This is a genomic window from Mesorhizobium sp. M0751, from assembly GCF_040320265.1.
Taxonomy (GTDB): Bacteria; Pseudomonadota; Alphaproteobacteria; order Rhizobiales; family Rhizobiaceae; genus Mesorhizobium.
In genome coordinates this window covers 134,141-154,155 of the sequence record NZ_JAMYPH010000007.1, presented here as the reverse complement: position 1 = coordinate 154,155, position 20,015 = coordinate 134,141, and the positions used below count along the sequence as shown (strand labels likewise).

The 20,015-nt window shown below is 62.7% G+C and carries 19 protein-coding genes; 11 read left to right on the top strand and 8 right to left on the bottom strand.

The window, feature by feature from the left end; all coding sequences use genetic code 11:
- Nucleotides 1-8 precede the first annotated feature (8 nt).
- The gene (locus NKI19_RS13985; RefSeq protein ID WP_352565475.1) at nucleotides 9-2,234 is read right to left on the bottom strand and encodes a hypothetical protein; all 2,226 of its coding nucleotides are present in this window, start codon (nucleotides 2,232-2,234) and stop codon (nucleotides 9-11) included.
- 322 nt (nucleotides 2,235-2,556) lie between these two features.
- On the opposite strand from NKI19_RS13985, the gene dnaK reads away from it, so the two are divergent.
- From dnaK to NKI19_RS13955, 6 genes are all read left to right on the top strand, one after another.
- Entirely contained in the window at nucleotides 2,557-4,473 is a 1,917-nt protein-coding gene (gene dnaK / locus NKI19_RS13980; RefSeq protein WP_352491140.1) for a molecular chaperone DnaK, read from the top strand.
- 212 nt (nucleotides 4,474-4,685) lie between these two features.
- Nucleotides 4,686-5,816 (top strand): molecular chaperone DnaJ, encoded by a 1,131-nt coding sequence (gene dnaJ, locus NKI19_RS13975; protein WP_352491141.1) that lies wholly within the window; start codon nucleotides 4,686-4,688, stop codon nucleotides 5,814-5,816.
- A 116-nt stretch (nucleotides 5,817-5,932) separates the two neighbouring features.
- Complete coding sequence (pmtA, locus tag NKI19_RS13970) at nucleotides 5,933-6,538, top strand: phospholipid N-methyltransferase PmtA (protein WP_023679853.1); 606 nt, start codon at nucleotides 5,933-5,935, stop codon at nucleotides 6,536-6,538.
- A 60-nt stretch (nucleotides 6,539-6,598) separates the two neighbouring features.
- Nucleotides 6,599-7,195, top strand: coding sequence for an NADPH-dependent FMN reductase (locus tag NKI19_RS13965; protein ID WP_352491142.1), 597 nt, complete (start codon nucleotides 6,599-6,601; stop codon nucleotides 7,193-7,195).
- Complete coding sequence (gene pyrF, locus NKI19_RS13960) at nucleotides 7,192-7,905, top strand: orotidine-5'-phosphate decarboxylase (RefSeq protein WP_352491143.1); 714 nt, start codon at nucleotides 7,192-7,194, stop codon at nucleotides 7,903-7,905. The genes NKI19_RS13965 and pyrF overlap by 4 nt, the downstream gene beginning before the upstream one ends.
- A 171-nt stretch (nucleotides 7,906-8,076) precedes the next feature.
- A complete protein-coding gene (locus tag NKI19_RS13955; RefSeq protein WP_023718908.1) occupies nucleotides 8,077-8,364 on the top strand; it encodes a DUF1330 domain-containing protein in 288 nt (95 codons plus the stop codon).
- On the opposite strand, the gene NKI19_RS13950 is transcribed toward NKI19_RS13955, so the two are convergent.
- The 6 genes from NKI19_RS13950 to NKI19_RS13925 all read right to left on the bottom strand — a co-directional run bounded on the left by NKI19_RS13950 (nucleotide 8,361) and on the right by NKI19_RS13925 (nucleotide 14,739).
- Entirely contained in the window at nucleotides 8,361-9,419 is a 1,059-nt protein-coding gene (locus tag NKI19_RS13950; protein WP_352491144.1) for a D-alanine--D-alanine ligase family protein, read from the bottom strand. The genes NKI19_RS13955 and NKI19_RS13950 overlap by 4 nt on opposite strands.
- A 158-nt stretch (nucleotides 9,420-9,577) precedes the next feature.
- Entirely contained in the window at nucleotides 9,578-10,459 is an 882-nt protein-coding gene (locus NKI19_RS13945; protein ID WP_352565477.1) for an SMP-30/gluconolactonase/LRE family protein, read from the bottom strand.
- Nucleotides 10,459-11,097 carry a 2-dehydro-3-deoxy-6-phosphogalactonate aldolase gene (locus NKI19_RS13940; RefSeq protein ID WP_352491146.1) on the bottom strand — a complete coding sequence of 213 codons (639 nt, stop codon included), beginning with the start codon at nucleotides 11,095-11,097 and terminating at the stop codon, nucleotides 10,459-10,461. The genes NKI19_RS13945 and NKI19_RS13940 overlap by 1 nt, the downstream gene beginning before the upstream one ends.
- Nucleotides 11,094-12,044 carry a 2-dehydro-3-deoxygalactonokinase gene (locus NKI19_RS13935; RefSeq protein WP_352565568.1) on the bottom strand — a complete coding sequence of 317 codons (951 nt, stop codon included), beginning with the start codon at nucleotides 12,042-12,044 and terminating at the stop codon, nucleotides 11,094-11,096. The genes NKI19_RS13940 and NKI19_RS13935 overlap by 4 nt, the downstream gene beginning before the upstream one ends.
- Nucleotides 12,044-12,811 (bottom strand): SDR family NAD(P)-dependent oxidoreductase, encoded by a 768-nt coding sequence (locus NKI19_RS13930; RefSeq protein ID WP_352565479.1) that lies wholly within the window; start codon nucleotides 12,809-12,811, stop codon nucleotides 12,044-12,046. Before NKI19_RS13930 ends, NKI19_RS13935 begins: the two co-directional genes overlap by 1 nt.
- A gap of 131 nt (nucleotides 12,812-12,942) precedes the next feature.
- Nucleotides 12,943-14,739 (bottom strand): GtrA family protein, encoded by a 1,797-nt coding sequence (locus tag NKI19_RS13925; protein WP_352565481.1) that lies wholly within the window; start codon nucleotides 14,737-14,739, stop codon nucleotides 12,943-12,945.
- A gap of 132 nt (nucleotides 14,740-14,871) precedes the next feature.
- Between NKI19_RS13925 and NKI19_RS13920 the strand changes: the two genes are divergently transcribed.
- From NKI19_RS13920 to NKI19_RS13900, 5 genes are all read left to right on the top strand, one after another.
- Nucleotides 14,872-15,879 carry a glycosyltransferase gene (locus NKI19_RS13920; protein WP_352565483.1) on the top strand — a complete coding sequence of 336 codons (1,008 nt, stop codon included), beginning with the start codon at nucleotides 14,872-14,874 and terminating at the stop codon, nucleotides 15,877-15,879.
- Nucleotides 15,880-15,886: 7 nt separating this feature from the next.
- Nucleotides 15,887-16,261, top strand: a complete 375-nt coding sequence (locus tag NKI19_RS13915) for a GtrA family protein (RefSeq protein WP_352565485.1) — start codon at nucleotides 15,887-15,889, stop codon at nucleotides 16,259-16,261.
- Nucleotides 16,262-16,478: 217 nt separating this feature from the next.
- Nucleotides 16,479-17,420 carry a glutathione synthase gene (gene gshB, locus NKI19_RS13910; RefSeq protein WP_352565487.1) on the top strand — a complete coding sequence of 314 codons (942 nt, stop codon included), beginning with the start codon at nucleotides 16,479-16,481 and terminating at the stop codon, nucleotides 17,418-17,420.
- A 190-nt stretch (nucleotides 17,421-17,610) separates the two neighbouring features.
- A complete protein-coding gene (locus NKI19_RS13905; protein ID WP_352565489.1) occupies nucleotides 17,611-17,943 on the top strand; it encodes a hypothetical protein in 333 nt (110 codons plus the stop codon).
- A 1,030-nt stretch (nucleotides 17,944-18,973) separates the two neighbouring features.
- Complete coding sequence (locus NKI19_RS13900) at nucleotides 18,974-19,735, top strand: KilA-N domain-containing protein (protein ID WP_352565491.1); 762 nt, start codon at nucleotides 18,974-18,976, stop codon at nucleotides 19,733-19,735.
- Here the strand turns inward: NKI19_RS13900 and NKI19_RS13895 are convergent.
- Entirely contained in the window at nucleotides 19,732-19,905 is a 174-nt protein-coding gene (locus NKI19_RS13895; protein ID WP_352565492.1) for a hypothetical protein, read from the bottom strand. The two genes, NKI19_RS13900 and NKI19_RS13895, sit on opposite strands and share 4 nt — an antisense overlap.
- Nucleotides 19,906-20,015: the final 110 nt, after the last annotated feature.

The following is a 20,015-nucleotide window of genomic DNA, read 5'->3' as shown; positions in this document are numbered from 1 at the left end:
TCCCCTCCTCACGGTTCGCAGCTGACGGCTGGGGTTCTGAGCGGCAACGTCATCTTGCAGCAAGGGTAGTAGCCAGCCTTGTCGCGGTCGGACTGCCTGTAGAAGCAGAGCCCGACATCGACCCTGTCGCCAGGATAATGGCCGGTGATGCCGATCGTGAATGGCGCGCCGGGTGCATGCGACAGAGGTGAAGTCACCCCGACGCCAGGCGTCCTGGACAGAGCCTTGATCGAATCGCCGCCGAAGCCGGCATGGTCATTGAGATAGAGATTGGCCTCGAGGCCGGAGGGCGTGCAGAAATACCTGACATCCTCGACGTCGAGGCAAGGAGGCAGATTGCCGGGAGGCGGGAAGTCCGGCGGATAGAACGGTGGCAGATAGCCGCCCGGCACCTGCTCGTAATAGCCGGCACGGCCTTCGCAGGGGCGCCAGACCTCGACGTCGCCGACATGGCCCTCGACTTCCGGGTCTTCGAAATAAGTGTCGAAGTCGACGAACCACGAGCCGAAAGGCGGCACGTTGGCCGGCTTGACCAGCGCCGTCGGCGTGATCTGCACGCCGTGCACGGCAAGCGGCCCGCCGGCAGCGAGTTGTTCGGCAAGCTCCGGGTTGTCGCGTAACTTGTCGCCGGTATCGACCAGCGTGTCGGTGCAGACGCCGCTATCGAGATTGCCTTCGGCATCGTAGCCATATTGCAGGTCGAGGCCGCCGGCCGACTGCCGGTTGTCTTGCGGGAAGCCGACCGCATATTCCTGCGGCACTTCCACCCAGGCCGATTCGGTCGCCGGATCGTCCGGATTTTCGCGCCAGTAGCGCATGACCTCACCCTTGCCGGAATCGGCGAACTGGCTGTAGTCGTAGCGGTTCTCCGCCGGGCCGCGCTGGGCCAGGTACATGAAGCCCTTGTTGTCGAAGGCGATGTCGGTGACCGCGTAATCCTTGTCGGCCTTGACCGTCAGTTCCCAGCGCGGGTCGCCGGCGAAACTGCCGTCGCCGGCAATGCCCACCGACCAGATCTCCGCCTTTTCCCCGACCGAGTAGTAGAGCCGGCCGCCACGATAGGCGACCGACCAGACGCGGCGCTCGTCCTGTGTGTAGCCCCAGCTGTCGGGGTCCTCGCTGTCGAAGGCAGCACCCTGGATGTCCATCACCGAGCCGTCGTCGGCAACGGCGGCAAGCCCGTGCGCCGGGCGGCCGGCTATGCCGTGGTCGAACGTGTCGAGCAGCGCGCCATTGGCGTCGATGCGGTGGATGAGACCGGTGTCGAGATCGCTGGCGAAGAACTGGCGGTGGATATTGTCGAAAGTGACGTCGCCGATGCCGGGGCCGCTATTGGCGTCGATATCGGCGAATCTCGAGACAGCGCCCGTGATGCCGTCGATCTTCCAGATCGTTCCGGGGCCGCCGCCGTTCTCGGTGCCGAACTGGCCCTCCATGAAGACCGCGTCAGCCGAGCCGCGGCGCTGCCGCTCCGATCGGCCATCGGCATCGCCGTCTGGTGTGACGATGCGGATGCCGTTCAGCGACGTGGCGCCGGCATAGAGGTTTGGAATGGCCGAGGGAACGCCGTCGCGCACGCCGTCGTCATAGGCGATGCCGAACACCTGGCCGATTTGTCCGGCCGTGACCTCGAACGGTGGCGGGGTGAATACCAATTGGCCAGACGCCGGCCCGCCCAGCCTTGAGACGTCGAAGACGCGCAAGGTCGCGCGCGCCGTGTCGATGAAGGTTTCGTCGACGGGATCGACGCCCGGTGGCAGGCCTTCCTCAAAATTGGGGATGATGGTGCCGGAGAATCCGGTCATTGCCATCGAGCCGGGATAGATGATCCGGGTTTCCTGAGCCTGGGCCGAGCCGCAGAGCCAGAGCCCAGCGGCGAGCGCCAAGACCGACAATCCGCTGGCAGCCTGGCCGCTGGCAGCCTGGATGGCGCGGCGCAAACGGCCGGCGCGAGAGCGCACCAACGCGCCGTGGTCGCAAGACATGGATCTCCCCCCACAGGTCATGGGAGAAACATCCGGTCCCGGCGCGCAAATCAGGGCAAGGCGCGGCGTTCCAGCACGTTCATCCCTGATCGAATTGTCTGCTTTCCTCAACGTCACGATACGCTTGCGTCCGCGCAGGGTCAACGGAACCAGCGAAAAGCCCAGCGCATCGACCCGGTCCCGAAGGCGATAGTCGCGCTGAGCTCCTGCTGTTCCCGTAGACCATGGAGCCTCTGGATCTGCGGTCATGGGGTTTTCCTTTCCGGGGCCGCACGACGCGGCACCTGAGCGTCAGTCGCGGGGCGAGGCGAAAAGGTTCATGGGCCGGGGGCCGGGCCGGCTGGATCACCGCCGGAAAATACCGGCCTGCCGGTCCCGAATCCGATCAACCGCGATGAATGGTGAACGCCTTGCGCAGAATGCTTGCGCGTCACGCAGCCTGTTCTTATATACGCGCCAAGCCGTCCAGCGCCGAATGCCGGTTGCCGGAGCGGAATTTCTTGTGAACAGGGGCTTTCGTCGGAACGCCTGTACGGGTCCTGAGAGCCTGCTTAGCGGAGAGATTAGAACAATGGCAAAAGTAATCGGTATCGATCTGGGAACAACCAACTCCTGTGTCGCCATCATGGATGGCAAGGAATCCAAGGTCATCGAGAATGCGGAAGGCGCCCGCACAACCCCTTCCATCGTCGCCATCAACAGCGACGGCGAGCGCCTCGTCGGCCAGCCGGCCAAGCGCCAGGCGGTTACCAATCCTGAAAACACCATTTTCGCGGTCAAGCGCCTGATCGGCCGCCGCTACGACGATCCGGTGACGGAGAAGGACAAGAAGCTTGTCCCCTACAAGATCGTCAAGGGCGACAATGGCGACGCCTGGGTCGAGGCCGGCGGCAAGAAGCAGTCGCCCAGCCAGATCTCGGCGATGATCCTGCAGAAGATGAAGGAAACGGCGGAGGCCTATCTCGGCGAGAAGGTCGAGAAGGCGGTCATCACCGTTCCGGCCTATTTCAACGACGCCCAGCGCCAGGCGACCAAGGATGCCGGCAAGATCGCCGGCCTCGAAGTGCTGCGCATCATCAACGAGCCGACGGCGGCCGCGCTTGCCTATGGTCTCGACAAGAAGGAAGGCAAGACGATTGCCGTCTATGACCTTGGCGGCGGCACGTTCGATATTTCGGTGCTCGAAATCGGCGACGGCGTGTTCGAGGTGAAGTCGACCAATGGCGACACCTTCCTCGGCGGCGAGGATTTCGACATGCGTCTGGTCGAATATCTGGCGGCCGAGTTCAAGAAGGAACAGGGCATCGACCTGCGGAACGACAAGCTCGCCCTGCAGCGCCTCAAGGAAGCGGCTGAAAAGGCCAAGATCGAGCTGTCGTCCACCACGCAGACCGAAATCAACCTGCCCTTCATTACCGCCGATGCCACCGGCCCCAAGCATCTGACGCTGAAGCTGACGCGGGCGAAGTTCGAGAGCCTGGTCGAGGATCTCGTCCAGCGCACGATCGATCCATGCAAGGCGGCGCTCAAGGATGCCGGCCTGAAGGCCGGCGAAATCGACGAAGTCGTCCTGGTCGGCGGCATGACCCGCATGCCCAAGATCCAGGAGATCGTGAAGCAGTTCTTCGGCAAGGAGCCGCACAAGGGCGTCAACCCGGATGAGGTCGTCGCATTGGGCGCCGCCATCCAGGCCGGCGTGCTGCAGGGCGACGTCAAGGACGTGCTGCTGCTCGACGTGACGCCGCTGTCGCTCGGCATCGAGACGCTGGGCGGCGTGTTCACGCGGCTGATCGAACGCAACACGACGATCCCGACGAAGAAGAGCCAGGTGTTCTCCACGGCCGAGGATTCGCAGTCGGCGGTGACCATTCGCGTCTTCCAGGGCGAGCGTGAAATGGCCGCCGACAATAAGGCGCTCGGCCAGTTCGATCTGGTCGGCATCCCGCCGGCGCCGCGCGGCGTGCCGCAGATCGAGGTCACCTTCGACATCGACGCCAACGGCATCGTCAACGTCTCGGCCAAGGACAAGGGCACCGGCAAGGAGCACCAGATCCGCATCCAGGCGTCTGGCGGCCTTTCGGATGCCGACATCGAGAAGATGGTCAAGGACGCCGAGGCCAATGCCGAAGCCGACAAGAAGCGGCGCGCGCTGGTCGAGGCCCGCAACCAGGCCGAGGCGCTGGTGCATTCCTCGGAGAAATCGCTGAAGGAATATGGCGAGAAGGTTTCCGAGGCCGACCGCACGGCGATATCAGATGCGATCGCGGCGCTGAAGACCGCTGCCGAAGGCGACGATGTGACCGAGATCGAGGCCAAGACGCAGACGCTCGCCGAAGTCTCGATGAAGCTCGGCCAGGCCATGTACGAGGCTTCGCAGAAGGAAGCCGCCGAGGCCGACGCCAAGGCTGATGCCGCTAAGGACAGTGACGTCGTCGATGCCGATTTCGAGGAAATCGACGAAGACGACGAGAAGAAGAAGTCGGCCTGAACCGCCTGACGGTACAGGTAAGGAAAAAGCCCGGCGCGCAGCCGGGCTTTTTTGCAACCCTTTACCGGAAAAACGCGGAACTGCCCGAAAAAATGCGGACAAAGCCTCGTAGACACTGGCATCCCGGCTCCATCACACCTAAATCGGAACAGCGTGCCGGCAAACGACGCAACGATGCTTCAAGACGTTGAATATCCGGACTGCGGGAAAACATGAAAGCTGATTTTTACGAAACGCTGGGCGTGCAAAAGGGCGCCGACGAGAAGGAGCTCAAGAGCGCTTTTCGCAAGCTCGCCATGCAGTTCCATCCCGACCGCAACCCAGGCGACCATGCCTGCGAGCACAAGTTCAAGGAAATCAACGAAGCTTACGAGACACTGAAGGACCCGCAGAAGCGCGCCGCCTATGATCGCTTCGGCCACGCCGCCTTCGAGCACGGCGGTATGAATGGCGCGGCGCAAGGCTTTGGCGCTGGCGGCTTCGCCGACATTTTCGAGGACATTTTCGGCGACATGATGGGCGGGCGCCAGCGCCGCTCGTCCGGCGGCCGCGAGCGCGGCGCCGACCTGCGCTACAATATGGAAATTACGCTGGAAGAGGCATTTTCCGGCAAGACCGCGCAAATTCGCGTGCCGGCCTCGATCTCCTGTTCGGAATGCTCGGGCAGCGGCGCCAAGCCCGGCACCCAGCCCGTCACCTGCTCGATGTGCAACGGCCACGGCAAGGTGCGCGCCACGCAAGGCTTCTTCTCGATCGAGCGCACGTGCCCGCAATGCCAGGGGCGCGGCCAGACCATCAAGGATCCGTGCCCGAAATGCGCCGGCCAGGGCCGTGTCACCGAGGAGCGCTCGCTGTCGGTAAACATCCCTGCCGGCATCGAGGATGGCACCCGCATCCGGCTGGCCAATGAGGGCGAGGCCGGCCTGCGCGGCGGCCCGTCGGGCGATCTCTACATCTTCCTCGCGGTCAAGCCGCACGAATTCTTCCAGCGCGACGGCGCCGATCTTTATTGCAAGGTGCCGATCTCGATGACGACGGCAGCGCTTGGCGGCTCGTTCGAGGTGACGACACTGGACGGTACCCAGACGAAGGTGAAGGTGCCGGAAGGCACTCAGAACGGTCGCCAGTTCCGCCTCAAGGGCAAGGGCATGCCGGTGCTGCGCCAGCCCAATGTCGGCGATCTCTATATCCAGACCGCGGTCGAGACGCCGCAGAACCTTTCGCGCCGTCAGCGCGAATTGCTGGAGGAATTCGAGCAGCTTTCCTCAAAGGACAATTCGCCTCAGTCGAGCGGATTTTTCGCACGCATGAAGGACTTTTTCGAAACGTTCGGCGAGCACTGAAGCTGATCCCTGGAAACGCTTCCCGAGCGTGATCAACACCTTATCCGGGGATTCGCCTTGTCTTGCACCTCGTAACTGCTAAGTAGCATGCGAGGGAGCGTTGAGGAGGACTTTCGATGACGCGTAGTCCCGGACTGCGAAAGACGCTGGCAGAAAAGTTCGACGACGAGTTGAAGTTCTTCAAGGGCTGGATCGACAAGCCGAAGGCGGTCGGTTCGATCGTCCCGACCAGTTCCATCACCGCGGGCAAGATGGCCTCGATCGTCGATCCGACATCCGGCCTGCCGGTGCTCGAGGTCGGGCCCGGCACAGGCGTCATCACGCGCGCCATCCTCGCCCAGGGCATAAAGCCTGAAAACCTCTACGCGGTCGAATATTCCACTGATTTCGTGCGCCATCTGCGCCAGCTTTATCCAGGCGTCAACGTCATCGAGGGCGACGCCTTCAATCTCGACGCGACGCTCGGCGACAAGCGCGACCTGATCTTCGATTCGGTGATATCGGGTGTGCCGCTGCTCAATTTTCCGGTCGCGCAGCGCATCGCCTATGTCGAGAGCCTGCTCGACCGCATCCCGGCAGGCCGGCCGATCGTGCAGCTGACTTACGGGCCGCTGTCGCCGATCCCGCCCGGCCGCGGCGACTATACGGTCGAGCATTTCCATTTCGTCATCCGCAACATTCCGCCGACGCAGCTGTGGATCTACCGGCGCGGGGCCGCTTGAATTGAAGCGTTGGGTTTGAATAGCATTTGTCATATACCCATCGGGTGACAAGGCAGACCCATGGCTGTGATCCCGAAAATTCTTGTCTTCGCCGGTTCGGTGCGCAACGGCGCCTATAGCGGCAGGACCGCCGACGTGGCGCAGAAGGAACTTGCCATGCAGGGCGCCGAGGTGACCCGCATCTCGCTTGCCGACTATCCACTGCCGATCCTCGACCAGGATTTGGAAAAGGACGAAGGTATTCCCGAAAACGCCGTCAAGCTCGGCCGGATGATCGCCGCCCATGACGGGCTGCTGATCGCGACGCCCGAATATAACGGCTCCATTCCGCCGCTGCTCAAGAACACCATCGACTGGGTGAGCCAGCTGCGCAAGGATGGCGGCCGGACGTTCAGGCCGTTTGCCGGCAAGGTCGCCGGCCTCTGCTCGTCTTCCAACGGACCCTTCGCCGGGATACGCTGCATCAACCATCTGCGCGCCGTGCTGGTGCGCTGCCGGATGGAGGTGGTGACACCGGAGTGTTCGGTGCCGGAGGGCGGCAACGCCTTCGACGACGAGGGCAACTTCAGGGATGAGAGACTACACCAATCGATGGAGCACCTATGCCGCACGCTGATCGAAACCTCGCGCATGCTGTCGACGCGGATCGAGGCATGATCCCGGACGCCGCGCACGCCGACACAATGCAGGAAAGGCTGATCGTCGGCCTCGACCTGCCGACGCTGAAGGAAGCCGAGAAGGCGGTGCGCGAGCTCGACGGGATCGTCTCCTTCTACAAGATCGGCTACCAGCTCGCCTTTGCCGGCGGGCTCGACTTCGCCCGCGAGCTGGCCAGCGGCGGCACCAGGATCTTCCTCGACATGAAGCTGCTCGACATCGACAACGCGGTAGCCAAGGGGGTCGACAACATCGTCAAAATGGGCATGAGCATGCTGACCATCCATGCCTATCCGAAGACGATGAAGGCGGCGGTCGAGGCTGCGAAGGGCAGCGACCTTTGCCTGCTGGGGGTCACTGTGCTGACCTCGATGGACGAGCAGGACGTGATCGACGCCGGCTATGAGTATGATCCGCATACGCTGGTGCTGAGGCGCTCCGAGCAGGCGCTGCATGCCGGCATGGGAGGCATCGTCTGCTCGGCCGAGGAAGCGGAGGCGGTGCGCCGCATCGTCGGCCCCGACCTGGCCGTCGTGACGCCGGGAATCCGGCCGAAGGGCAGCGACCATGGCGACCAGAAACGCGTGGTGACGCCGGCGCAGGCGATCCGCAACGGCTCCAGCCACCTCGTCGTCGGCCGGCCGATCGTCGGCGCGGCCGACAGGCGGGCGGCAGCGGAAGCCATCCTCGATGAAATGCGCTCGGCCTAAGGACCAATTCCGAAACTCTACTCCGGCGGCCGTCTGGCGGCGTTTTCTCCGCTTCCGGTGCTCACGTACTTTGAGTACGCTCCGCTCCGGTTCTCGAAAACACCCCCAGCCAACTCGCCGGAGCGACTTTCAAAATCGGTCCGTGCTCTGCCAAAGACCCGGAGAAAAGCCATGCCCAAGGGATACTGGATCGCTCGCGTCGATGTACGCGATGCGGAAGGCTACAAGGACTACGTCGCAGCTGCCAAGCTGGCCTTCGACCGCTTCGGCGCCAAGTTCCTGGCGCGCGGCGGCGCGCATGAGAAGGCAGAGGGGCCGGGCCGCGACCGCAACGTGATCATCGAGTTTCCGTCGCTTGCGGCGGCGCATGACTGCTACCACTCGCCCGAATACCAGCGCGCCGTCGCGATCCGCCAGAAGGTGGCTGACGGCGAAATCGTGCTGGTCGAGGGGATTTAGGCGAGAAGCCGGTTCGTCGCGGTTTCAGCCATCGCATCGGCGAGGCTCAGGCCCCATTGCCGGCGACAGTAATCGCGGAAATCGAAGCAGGGCAGGCCGGGACAGACCTCGAACTCGATGAGGTGCACGCTGTCGTCGGCTTCGATCCGGAAGTCGATGGAAAACACATCCCTCAGGCCAAGCCCGACCATCAAGCTTTCGGCGATGCGACGGATTCTGGCATCGGCTCGAGGCTGGCCGTCGGCGACCGGCAGCAACGCCGGCTCTGCGTATGTTCCCGACGCTTTCGCCGCTGCGCCGGTATTGCCGTAAAGCGCCAGGCTGTCCTGCATGGTCTGGAAATCGCCGCCTGAATCGACAAAGGCGATGCCCAACGCCTCGACGCCGGTATCCGGCTTCAATCCGAGAAAACTGGCCCGCGCGTTGCGCCCGGCGACATAGGGCTGGACCACGACATCGTCGCGATAGGCGGCAAATACGCGCCGGCTAAGCTCCAGCGCATGGCCGAGATCGTCGCAGCGCGAATCCGGCCAGATGCCGATCTTGGCGCCGAGCCGGTTCGGCTTGACGAACCAGCCGGCAGGCGAGGCCGGTGGCGCGACCAGCCAGGCACCGTCGCGGGCAAGGCCCGCCTGCGGCACCGGCAAGCCGAACGCGCCGAGCACGGCGCCCGAACGGAACTTGTCCTGACAGAGCGCGAAAAGCGCATCTTCGGCGCCGATCGTCTTCAGGCCGTTCAGCCGCGCCAGAGCTGGTGCTGCGCCGCCGCGGAAATAGGCAATGCCGTCGGTCAGCGTCCAGACAAGCGTGGTCTTCGGGTCCTCGCTGGCGAGAACGGTCGCGGCATCGTCGAGCGCCACCGGCGCGAAGGTCAGGCGGCGCTTCTGGCAAGCGGTGGCAAGTGCGTCGAATTCAGCAGCGATGTCGGTCGATTGCGCCAGATAGGAGGCGATTTCGGCGGCACGCGCCGGCACATGATTGTCGGCGATCAGCCGATCGAAGCAGGCCTTTTCCGGCTCATAAACCAGGATCAGTTTCGGCTTGCGGGTTGACATGGGTGGGACGGCTCCTGGCAGCACGATTGCCTACCATCGCACGGCGAACGCATTCGGCTTGCGCGGAACCGACGTCGATCGGACGCCTGCACGACAGCAAGTGCACCATGTTCTTGTTTGACCATGATCTTTCCCGAACCAAAGGTTCAGGATCATGGTCAGCCAATCAGCACGCGTGGCTCGAAGCGACCATTGACCGGAATGTCGAGCATAAACGTCAGGCCGGCTTGCGGGTCGAGCAGGCGCTGCTTCTCGCTCTTGCCCGACCAGGCGGAGGTGACCGCGAGCCGGTCGGCATTCCTGCCGACGAAAGCCGGACAGGACGGTTGCGTGACCGGCATCGCCACCGAGCGGACAAGCTTGCCGTCGGGCCCATAGGCTTCGACGACGCTGCCGCCCCAGCAGGCGTTCCACAATATGCCGTCGCGGTCGAGCACCGAACCATCGATATAGCCCTTGGCCGAACGGTGGTCGACGAAGACCTTCGGTTCGCCAACCGGCAGGCCGGTCATCGGATCGCAGCCGACGCGCATCAACAGGCCGGTGCCGGTATCGGTGTAATAGGCAATGGTCCCATCCTCGGAAAAGCAGATAGAATTGGGCACCGTGATATCCGCATAGAGCCGGCGCAGCTCGCCCTTGAAGAACCCGTAGATCGAACCGGCGCCCTTCTCCTCGCCCTTGCCCATGGTGCCGACCCAGAGCGCGCCGCAAGGGTGAACGCGTGAATCGTTCGAGCGGGTGACCGCATTGTCGGCCTCGATCGGCGTGTGCAGCGTCAGCTTGCCGGTCGCGACGTCGCGGACATGCAGGCCGGTCTCGGTGGCGATCAGCTGACGCCGGTCGTCGATGACGGCAATGGCACTGGCCATCTGGTGGAGCTCGTGGATCTTGACCGCACCGCCGGACAGACGCTTTTCCAGGAGCTGGCCGTTGACGATGTCGAACCAGTAGAGCGTGTCGGTCGCAGGGTCATAGCTTGGCCCCTCGCCCAATTGGCAGACATGGTCGGAAAAAACCGAAACGATTGTCTCGCTCATCATGCCACTCCAAACGCCGCGTCCCAGGCCTGAACTGCGGCTTTCGCCCGTGCTGCTACTTCGTCGACGCTCATGCCCGGCTTGAAGAGGCTGGAGCCAAGACCGAAGACGCTGACGCCGGCTGCCTTGTAGCCGGCAAAATCCTTATCCGAAACGCCGCCGACCGCGCCGACCAGCACACTGGCTGGCAGCACCGCGCGCATCGCCGAAATGCCCGCCGCGCCAAGCACGCTTGCCGGGAAGAATTTCAGCGCCGAGGCGCCGAGCCGGATGGCCTGGAATGCCTCGGTCGGCGTGAACACGCCGGGCATTGTCACCATGCCGTACTGCATGGCACGGCCCATGACCTCGGCATCGATATTGGGGCTGACCAGCAGCCGCCCGCCGGCCTTGTGCAGGCCATCGACATCGGCGGCGGTGAGCACCGTGCCGGCGCCGACCAGCGCTGTCGGAGGAAGCGCTTCGACAATGCTGGCGATCGAAACAAGGGGCTCGGGCGAGTTGAGCGGCACCTCGATCGCTTCGATGCCGGCGCCGAAGACCGCCTGGCCGATGGCCACCGCCTCGCTTGGCTTCAGGCCGCGCAGGATCGCGACCAGACCCCGCTCGAGCTTTGGAAAAGGTGCGGTCTCTGTCATGCGGCAACTCCATTTTTGGCGATCATGCCATTTTCGCGCGCGGCTTCGGCAAGGCCGGCACGCACCGCCTCGTCGGCGTCGACCGCCCTGAAAGCGAGCCCGGCAAGGCCGAGCGCCTCGGCATAGAGCGTGCCAAGTGCGCCCGACGCGATCAGCACGACGGGCACAGCGCTTACCCCATAACGGCGATTTGCCGAAGCGATCTCGCCGCCGATCAGCAGGCCCGACAGGCAGGCGGCGGCATCCTCCGGCTTCAGATCCTGCAGCAAGCTGGCGGCGCGGATCGAGAACAGTCTTGAAACGATGTCACCGCCCTCGGCCAGCGCCTTCAGGCACCAGTCCCGGAAAAACGGACTTTCGGGGGCAACCGGCTTCGGCGGCTCGCCCAGCGAATGGCGCAAGATCGAGTGCGCGGCCAGCACAGAGAACAGCTCGCCGGTCGGCCAGGTGCCGAAGCCGGCAACGGAGCCGTCCTCGACCAGCACCCATTTCGAATGGGTGCCGGGCATGCAGACGAGGTGGCGTCCCTTTGCCGGCAAACCGGCGCCGGCAAGCTGGGTTTCCTCGCCGCGCATGACGTCAGGTGTATCGGCGAGGCGTTGGGCAAGGCCAGGCACGATGCGGATGTCACGGTGCTGGCCGGGGATGTGGGCAGCACCGGCGAGGATAGCGCCTATCGGCGCCGGCACGCTGACATAGGGCGCCTCCAGCCAGCCCTGGCGCGAACCGGCCATGCCGCAAATGATGACCGGCAGCGCCTCGGCTGCACCCATGGCGGCCAGATGCCCTTCGAGAATGGACGCAAATCCTTTGGCCTGGGCGGTGATCAGCCCGTCATCGCCGCGCCGCTCGGCGAGAACCTTGCCGGTGCCGTCGAGCAGCCAGACCCTCATACGGGTGGTGCCCCAGTCGACGGCCGCGACAGACGCCGCCTTGCTCGGTGAGATCACAGGAACCCCCCGTCGACGATCAGCATCTGCGCGGTCAGCATGCGTGAAGCATCCGACGCCAGGAACAGCACGGTGCCGACGATGTCGTCCGGCTGCATCACACGCTTGATGCACTGCTTGGCGACGTGGGCGGCGAGCGCCTCTTCGGTGACCCAGAGCTTTCTCTGCCGCTCGGTGATCACCCAGCCGGGCGCGATCGCGTTGACGCGGATGCCGTCGACGCCGAGCTTGCCGGCAAGACCTTTGGTGAGACCGACGATGCCGGCCTTGGCGGCGGTGTAGGCCGGCATGTCGGGATGGTTGATGAGAAACGACGTCGAGGTGAAGTTGATGATCGAGCCGCCGCCGGCCCGCTTCATGCCCGGCGCCACCGCCTGTGCGCTGAAGAAATGCGGGCGCAGGTTGATGGCATGGTTGTTGTCCCAGAACTCGACCGTGACGTCTTCGACGGCATGACGGTCATCCTGCGCGGCATTGTTGACCAGCACGGTGACGTCGCCATGCGCCTCGGCGGCCTTGGCGACTGATAGCCGCAATGCCTCGATGTCGCGTATGTCGGTCTCGAGATAGAGCGGTCGCCGGCCGAGCTCCTTGTCTAACCGATCGGCCAGCGCCAGGCTCGGATGGTCGGCGATATCGATAAAGGCGACCTTTGCCCCCTGGCGGACAAAACCTTCGGTCAAGGCAGCACCAATGCCGGAGCCGCCGCCGGTGATCAGCACCGAAGCGCCTTCGAGGTCGGCAAAGCGTGCCGATGGCATCATGAATTCTCTCCCGGTCCAATGATCTCGGTCGGCCGGCGCGCATCCTATCCAGCCGTGTCGGGCGGGCAAGGGCGAAAGAGTGGATTGTCAGGACTTATGTCCGACAAAAGGCCGCACGGGCCGCCGATCGATCAACTGCCCAGCCGGACGCGGTACAATTCGACGGCGGCTCCGCTGGTCCCGGCGACCGGCTCAAGCCATTCCGGCACGCTGCCGCGCATCAACCCGGCAAGAAAGCCTGCCGGCGCCTTGGTTGCGAGGAGCTTGCTTTCGGCGCTGCCGGGGCACAACGCGACGAGGCCGACATGATGATCGGCCAGGACCGTCCTGGCATCGGCATCGGACCCAAGGAAGGCATCGAGCACCAGCAGGTTGCCGGCGATGTTGCGATGATAAGGCCCGGCGAAGACGCGATGCCCGGAATAGGCCAGGATCGGCGATCCGAGATTGGAGATTGCCAGCACCGTGGTGCCGGGCAGGCGGCCAAGTGCCGCAAAGGAGGCCATGCGCTGGCAAGCGACATCAGTGCCATTATCGGCCGTGGCGTTGCTGTCGTCGAAGGCCACCGAGGTCGCCGCGGCAGCCCCAGTCCAGACCGCATTCACCGAAACCAGCCAGACGGCAGCCATGCGCAGCGCCACGCCGCGCGATGCGCTGGCCTCGGCCCGTTGACGCCATTTGGCAATCCAGGCGGCAAGCGGGATGACAGCGAAGGCGATCGAGAATGTCGAACCGCGCACCTGCCAGGCGCTGACGATGAACGCCACGACAAGCAGCGAACCGACAAGGCTGTCCTGCCGTCGCCAGCCGCCACGGCCAAGGCGAAGCGCCATCAGCACGAGCGCAATGAGCGGCGTGGCATAGCGCGCGACCACCTCGGCCGGATCCTCGGCGAGCAGTTTGAACAGCGACTGCGCCTCGTCGATGTGATCAAGCCATAGCTCCTTGAGGCGCGGATCGAGATTGGCATAGGGCGCTGCCAGGCATTGCGGAAACAAAAGGACGACGACAGTGCCCAATGCCAGTGCAAGCAGGCCAAGCGAGGCGAACCGCCTCCCGCGCGTGCGGCCGGCCGGCTCGATCGACGCTATCGCCGCAAGGCCGGTTCCGGCAATCGCTGCGACGACGAACTGCACGGTCGAGAAGGCGTCGCATTGCGCCTGACCCCAGGCGGATGGCGCAATGGTGGCGACAAAGACGAGAGCGGACACGCCGGCAAAGCCGAGGCCGAAATCCCTGGCGATCAGCCTCTCGCCATTGGCCTCGAGGGCAAACAGCGTGGCGACAGAGGCGCCGATGGTGGCGACATAAGGCGCGGTTTCCATGCCGACGGCCAGCATCAATCCGGCGCACAGGCCGGAGAGCAATGCCGCCGCCCTGCGCGACGGCGCTTCAAGCAGAAGGCTCAGGCTGGCCATGCTCAGCATCAGCTGGACGTTGTGGTGATCGAGCGCGCCGGGCGAAAAAATGCCAAGGAAATACAGTGCTGCGGCGCCGACGACGACAGCCGGCAGCACAGCGCCGTCACCGGCAAAGCTGCGCGCGGCGCGAGCGGTGAAAAACACGGTCAGGCAGAAGAGCAGCGCCGGCCACAACACTTGAGCGACATTCTCGGCAAGAGCCGCGCTGCCGGTCAGGGCCGATACGGCGATGATGACGGCGGCGATCGGCGCATCGACCAGCCGCGACCAATGCATGACGAAACCGCCTTCCAGGCCCATCCGGTACTGGTGCAGATCGAACCAGCCCTGGCCGGCCAGCATGTCGCGAACTTCGACAAGGCGCAGCAGATTATCGTTGTCGCCGCCGGCATTGGTCAGTTCCGGGAAGCCGGCAAAGGCATTGACGGCAAGCGCCAGCAATATGGCAAGCAGCGCCAGCGCGATATCGGACCTCCAACTGGAGGCGCCATCGTCGGCTGTGCTCATATCAGGACCTTTGGAAGGAATACGGGGCGGTTTAAACCTAGCCTTAACAGCTTCAATAAATAGTAAAGCCGCCCGAGCGAGGCCGGCGTTTGAGCGGCCAGGGGCCTCCTCACAGGGCATCCGGAGACGAAAATGCCACAAGAAGTGCGCCATGAGCCGAGGATCGCCGTGCTGCTGCCTTGCTACAATGAGGAGCTGACGATCGGCGAAGTGGTGCGGCGCTTTCGCGAAACGCTGCCTTCCGCCGCGATCTATGTCTACGACAACAATTCGCGCGATCTGACGGCGCTCCGAGCCCGCGCCGCCGGCGCCATCGTGGTGCGCGAGCCGCGCCAGGGCAAAGGCAATGTCGTGCGCCGCATGTTCGCCGACATCGAGGCCGACATCTACCTGATGGCCGACGGCGACGGCACCTATGCGCCGGAGGACGCGCCGCAACTGATCAACACGCTGCTGACCGAGCGCTCCGACATGGTGGTGGGCACGAGGCGCGGCGTCGTCGACGATGCCGGCAGGACAGGCCACGCCTTCGGCAACCGCATCTTCAACAGCCTCTACAAGCGGCTGTTCGGCTCGGACTTCACCGATATCTTCTCCGGCTACCGCGCCTTCACCCGGCGCTTCGTCAAAAGCTTTCCCGCCGTCTCCGGCGGCTTCGAAATCGAGACCGAAATGTCGGTGCACGCCTCGCAGCTCAAATTGCCGGTCAGCGAGATCGGGCTCGACTATGGCCGCCGGCCGGAGGGCTCCTCGTCGAAGCTGTCGACCTTTCGCGACGGCGCGAAGATCCTGTGGATGTTCGCCATGCTGATGAAGGAGACGCAGCCGCTGCGTTTCTTCGGCGCTTTTTCGGTGTTCTTCCTGGCATCGAGCCTATTTCTGATGGCGCCGGTTCTGATCGAGTTCGCCGAAACCGGACTGGTGCCGCGCATGCCGACCTGGGTACTGTCGGTCGGGCTGCTGCTGCTGTCGATGCTGGCGGCGGTGACCGGGGTAATACTCGATTCGGTGTCGCGCGGCCGGGCCGAGCAGAAGCGCATCTTCTATCTATCGATGCCTTCCGGTCGCGTCGAACGCGAACGCGCAAGCGCGCTCGCGACTTTGAAGGCCGGACCGCGCAAGACCCCGCGGGCGGCTTAGAGCCTAAATGGGACGCTTCGCCCGCTTCATTGTCGCCGGCGGTATCGGCTTCGTCGCCGACGCGGCTGCGCTTTGGCTGGTGCTGACGATAGCGCCACTCGGACCCTTCGCGGCTAGCATCATTTCGATCGGTTTTGCCCTTTCCGTCACCTGGCTGATCAACCGCCACCTGACCTTCTCGCCTTCCAGCCGCGGCGTCGCGCAAGAGGGCGCACGCTATGGCGGCGTCGGCATTGCCACCAGCCTCGTCAATTATCTCGTCTATTGCGCCATGCTGTTTGCGCTGCCGATGGTGTCGCCGCTCATAGCTCTTGCGGTCGCCTCGCTGATTGCCATGGCGCTGTCCTTCCTCGGCTATTCCAAGCTGGTCTTCGACCGCTGAAGGCACATCGCGTTGGGATCTGCGCCAAGCGAAGCGCAGCCTCATCATGACCTTGGCCGATTGGCAGAAGCCGCCGATTTCCTTATATCGCTGTCGTCGATGCATCGGCCCGAAAATCGGAAATCGATTTTCGAAAAGCACGATGCATGGATTGAAAAATGTTGGAGCGTACTTTGTGCATCCAAGTGGATCGCCCCAAGTGCGCCGGAGAGCTGCCATGCCCCTGAAAGTCGCCGTCCAGATGGACCATATCTCCACCGTGTCGATTGCCGGCGACACGTCGTTTGCGCTGTCGCTGGAAGCGCAGCGGCGCGGGCACCAGCTGTTCCACTACACGCCCGACCGGCTGTCGCTGCGCGAGGGCAAGGTGTTTGCCCGTATCGAGGAGATGCAGGTCCGCGACGAGAAGGGCAACCATTATTCGCTGGGCGAAGAAGTCCGCACCGACCTATCGGAGATGGACGTCATCCTTTTGCGTCAGGATCCGCCCTTCGACATGAACTACATCACCACCACGCATATTCTCGAGCGCATCCATCCGAAGACCCTGGTGGTCAACGACCCTGCCTGGGTGCGCAACAGCCCGGAAAAGATCTTCGTCACCGAATTTCCCGACCTGATGCCGGACACGCTGATTACCAAGGACCCGCTCGAGGTCGCCGCCTTCCGCAAGGAGTTCGGCGATATCATCGTCAAACCGCTCTACGGCAATGGCGGCGCCGGTATCTTCCACCTGCATGAGGCCGACCGCAACCTCGCCTCGCTGCTCGAAATGTTCGGCCAGATGTTCCGCGAACCGTACATCGTGCAGCGCTACCTCAAGGAGGTGCGCGCCGGCGACAAGCGCATCATCCTGATCGACGGCGAGCCGGTCGGCGCCATCAACCGCGTGCCGGCCGAGCATGATTCGCGCTCCAACATGCACGTCGGCGGCCGCGCCGAAAAGACCGAGCTGACTGAACGCGAACGCGAGATCTGCGCCCGCATCGGCCCCTCGCTGAAAGAGCGCGGCTTCATCCTCGTCGGCATCGACGTCATCGGCGACTACATGACCGAGATCAACGTGACCTCACCGACCGGCATACGCGAAGTGCAGCGTTTTGGGGGCGCCGACATCGCCAGCCTGTTCTGGGATGCCGTGGAGGAGAAGCGTAACTAGTCTCGCTTCGGGAGCGGCCGCGTTGCAAACCATTGCAGCCGTTGCGTTCACCCGTTCCCCAAATGTTCTTGCCTTCGCCGGGCGATTATATATTTGACAAACCCGGCAGGAGTGTAGGAATATGATCCTCGACAGGCCGGCAACTCACCCAGCACCAAGGAACCGTGTCAAATCGCCCGCGTTGGAGCGAATGGACCAGGATATCCATAGCCTACGAACTTCGCATGGCCTTGAACTGGACATGCCTATGGATGCAGGGATTGCGCCGTACGTGCATGTCTTGCGCGGTGAAGGGATTGAGACCTCAGAATCCTGCGAAGGCGGGAGCGGTCATGTCTTCCCCGAGCCGACTATTCGCTTCTTCGGTGGCAAGGCTGAAGGCTTTAGGGCCTTCGCTATAGCGGCGGCTCATGGCCTGCCGGTGTTGTGCGTACGTCGCATCTGGACTGTTGATGACGGCGAGCTAACTGGGCCTCTTTGGGAAATGGTGTTCTCCAAAAAGGCCCAGTCTGAAGGCGTCTAGAGACGCTTGCAATGGTCGCACTTCGGCAGACCACCGGTCCCAGAGACCCGGTTCTTCGTTTCGATGTTATTGCCTTCGGTGCACTTGTTGTCGTCGTGATGCACGCTTGTGCCCGGAAGCTTTGAGTGGAAGGCGGTAACTTTTGACAATCACTTTCTCCGAATCGATGTGTTTCTAACGCGACGATACCTAGCAGAAAGACTCTTGAGAGTCCGCTTTGCAGTTATTCTCGAATAATGTTTTTGAATATCTGACAGCAACACGGACCTATGTTGCACCGCATGGTAAAAGGGTGCGTTGCAATATTTTGCATTCCTAGATGACAATTATCAGGACCAAGCCGAACTTGCGCTGGCCCATCTGCGCCTCTAAGGTGTTCTTTGGGTCTAAAAGCCCGGGGGGCAGTCATGGCCATTCGTCGTCTGTGCGTTGTCGCTCTTGGCGTAACGTCACTCTTTGGTTCCGCTCATGCCCAGCAATCCTGCGATCCAAACTACACAGGCGCTTGCGTCCCCATAGCCAGCGATGTCGATTGTTCATCCGGGAGCGGCAATGGCCCAGCGTATGTACGCGGACCGGTCACTGTCGTAGGTGCAGATATCTATGATCTTGATCGCGATCACGACGGGATAGGCTGCGAAAGGGGCTAGAGCCGCGTTACCCAGCCGTAGGGGGAATGGCTACCCCTTCATAAGTGGAGATAGAGCGCAACGCTCCCCGCCCGGGCGAAATATTGTTAGTGTACGTTCGACATTTTGAGTCGATTATTTCGCCATCGCCCAAGTTCGCGCAAAAAAATTGCGGCATGCCCTTGTGGGGAGCCGCATGGTTACCGATATACTGTCGGTTTACCGGAACAGATTCGGTAGAAACAGGACGGCCCGGCGGTGCGCTAACACCTCCGGGCCTAATTTTAACCACCTCGCGGTGGGTGTCGTGATCACTTGACGGATATGTGGGAAGTCCTTTCCACATGTCAAGCGCTTTTCGACACTTGCCGCATAACGACATGTCAAAAGGTTTATGTCACATGCAGCAGCATTTCGATCTCATACCGCATAAAGCGCAAGGTACTATCATTTATCAGCGCCCCAAGGACGGGTACATTAACGCCACCGCTATGTGCCAAGCGGCGGGTAAAGAGTGGTCAGGCTACAGACGTCTCGCCACGTCCGCAGACTACTTAGCTGCACTGGAATCCGTCCTGCAGATTAACAGGACGGATTTGGTGCAGTCGATAAGTGGTGGTGACCCGCGCCTTCAAGGCACATGGGTTCATCCTCAAGTGGCTATCAATCTGGCTCAATGGTGTTCTGCTGAGTTTGCCGTCAAGGTCAGCCAATGGGTCTACGATTGGATGTCTGGGAAGGGGAAACCCGCCCAGACAGAGATGCCATACCATCTCAGACGCTATGTCGCGAACCAACAGAACGTCCCGGTGGGACACTTCTCTATCTTAACCGAACTGACCCAGGCATTGATCGCCCCGTTGGAAATCATGGGCTATACGTTGCCCGAGCACATGGTTCCCGACATCTCGCACGGGCTGATGTTTTGCAGATGGCTGCGTGCCAAGGGTGTCGATACTAACGCCCTACCGAAATATTGGCACCTGTACGAAGATGGTCGCCGGATTCAGGCGAAGGCGTATCCTGAAAGCCTCCTCGCTGATTGGCGGCGTCATTTCCGCGAGGAATGGCTGCCGCTCAAGGCGATAGAGTACTTCAAGGGTCGAGATAGCGCTGCATTGCAGTACCTGCCAAAGCTGCTTCCTAAGCCGCGAGCCGCTTAACCCGACTTGGCCGTCGTCTTTGGACTTTTTTCCTTGGGCGGCGGCGCCTTCGCCACCTTCTTCAACACGCGGTCAAAGGCTTCTTCTGACTGGTCCGTTTCCAGTTCGCGAGCGGCCTCGCGGAATTTTTCGATTTGTTCTTTGGCTTCTGGCGGTTTTTCTTTGGGCATCTGTCTCGATCTCACTCAGTTGGAAGGGCTTCTTGAGCCGCCTGATAGGACGGTTCCTGTCGGCTATATGCCTGCGAACACTTCCACACATTTAGGGTGCAGCCTCGGCA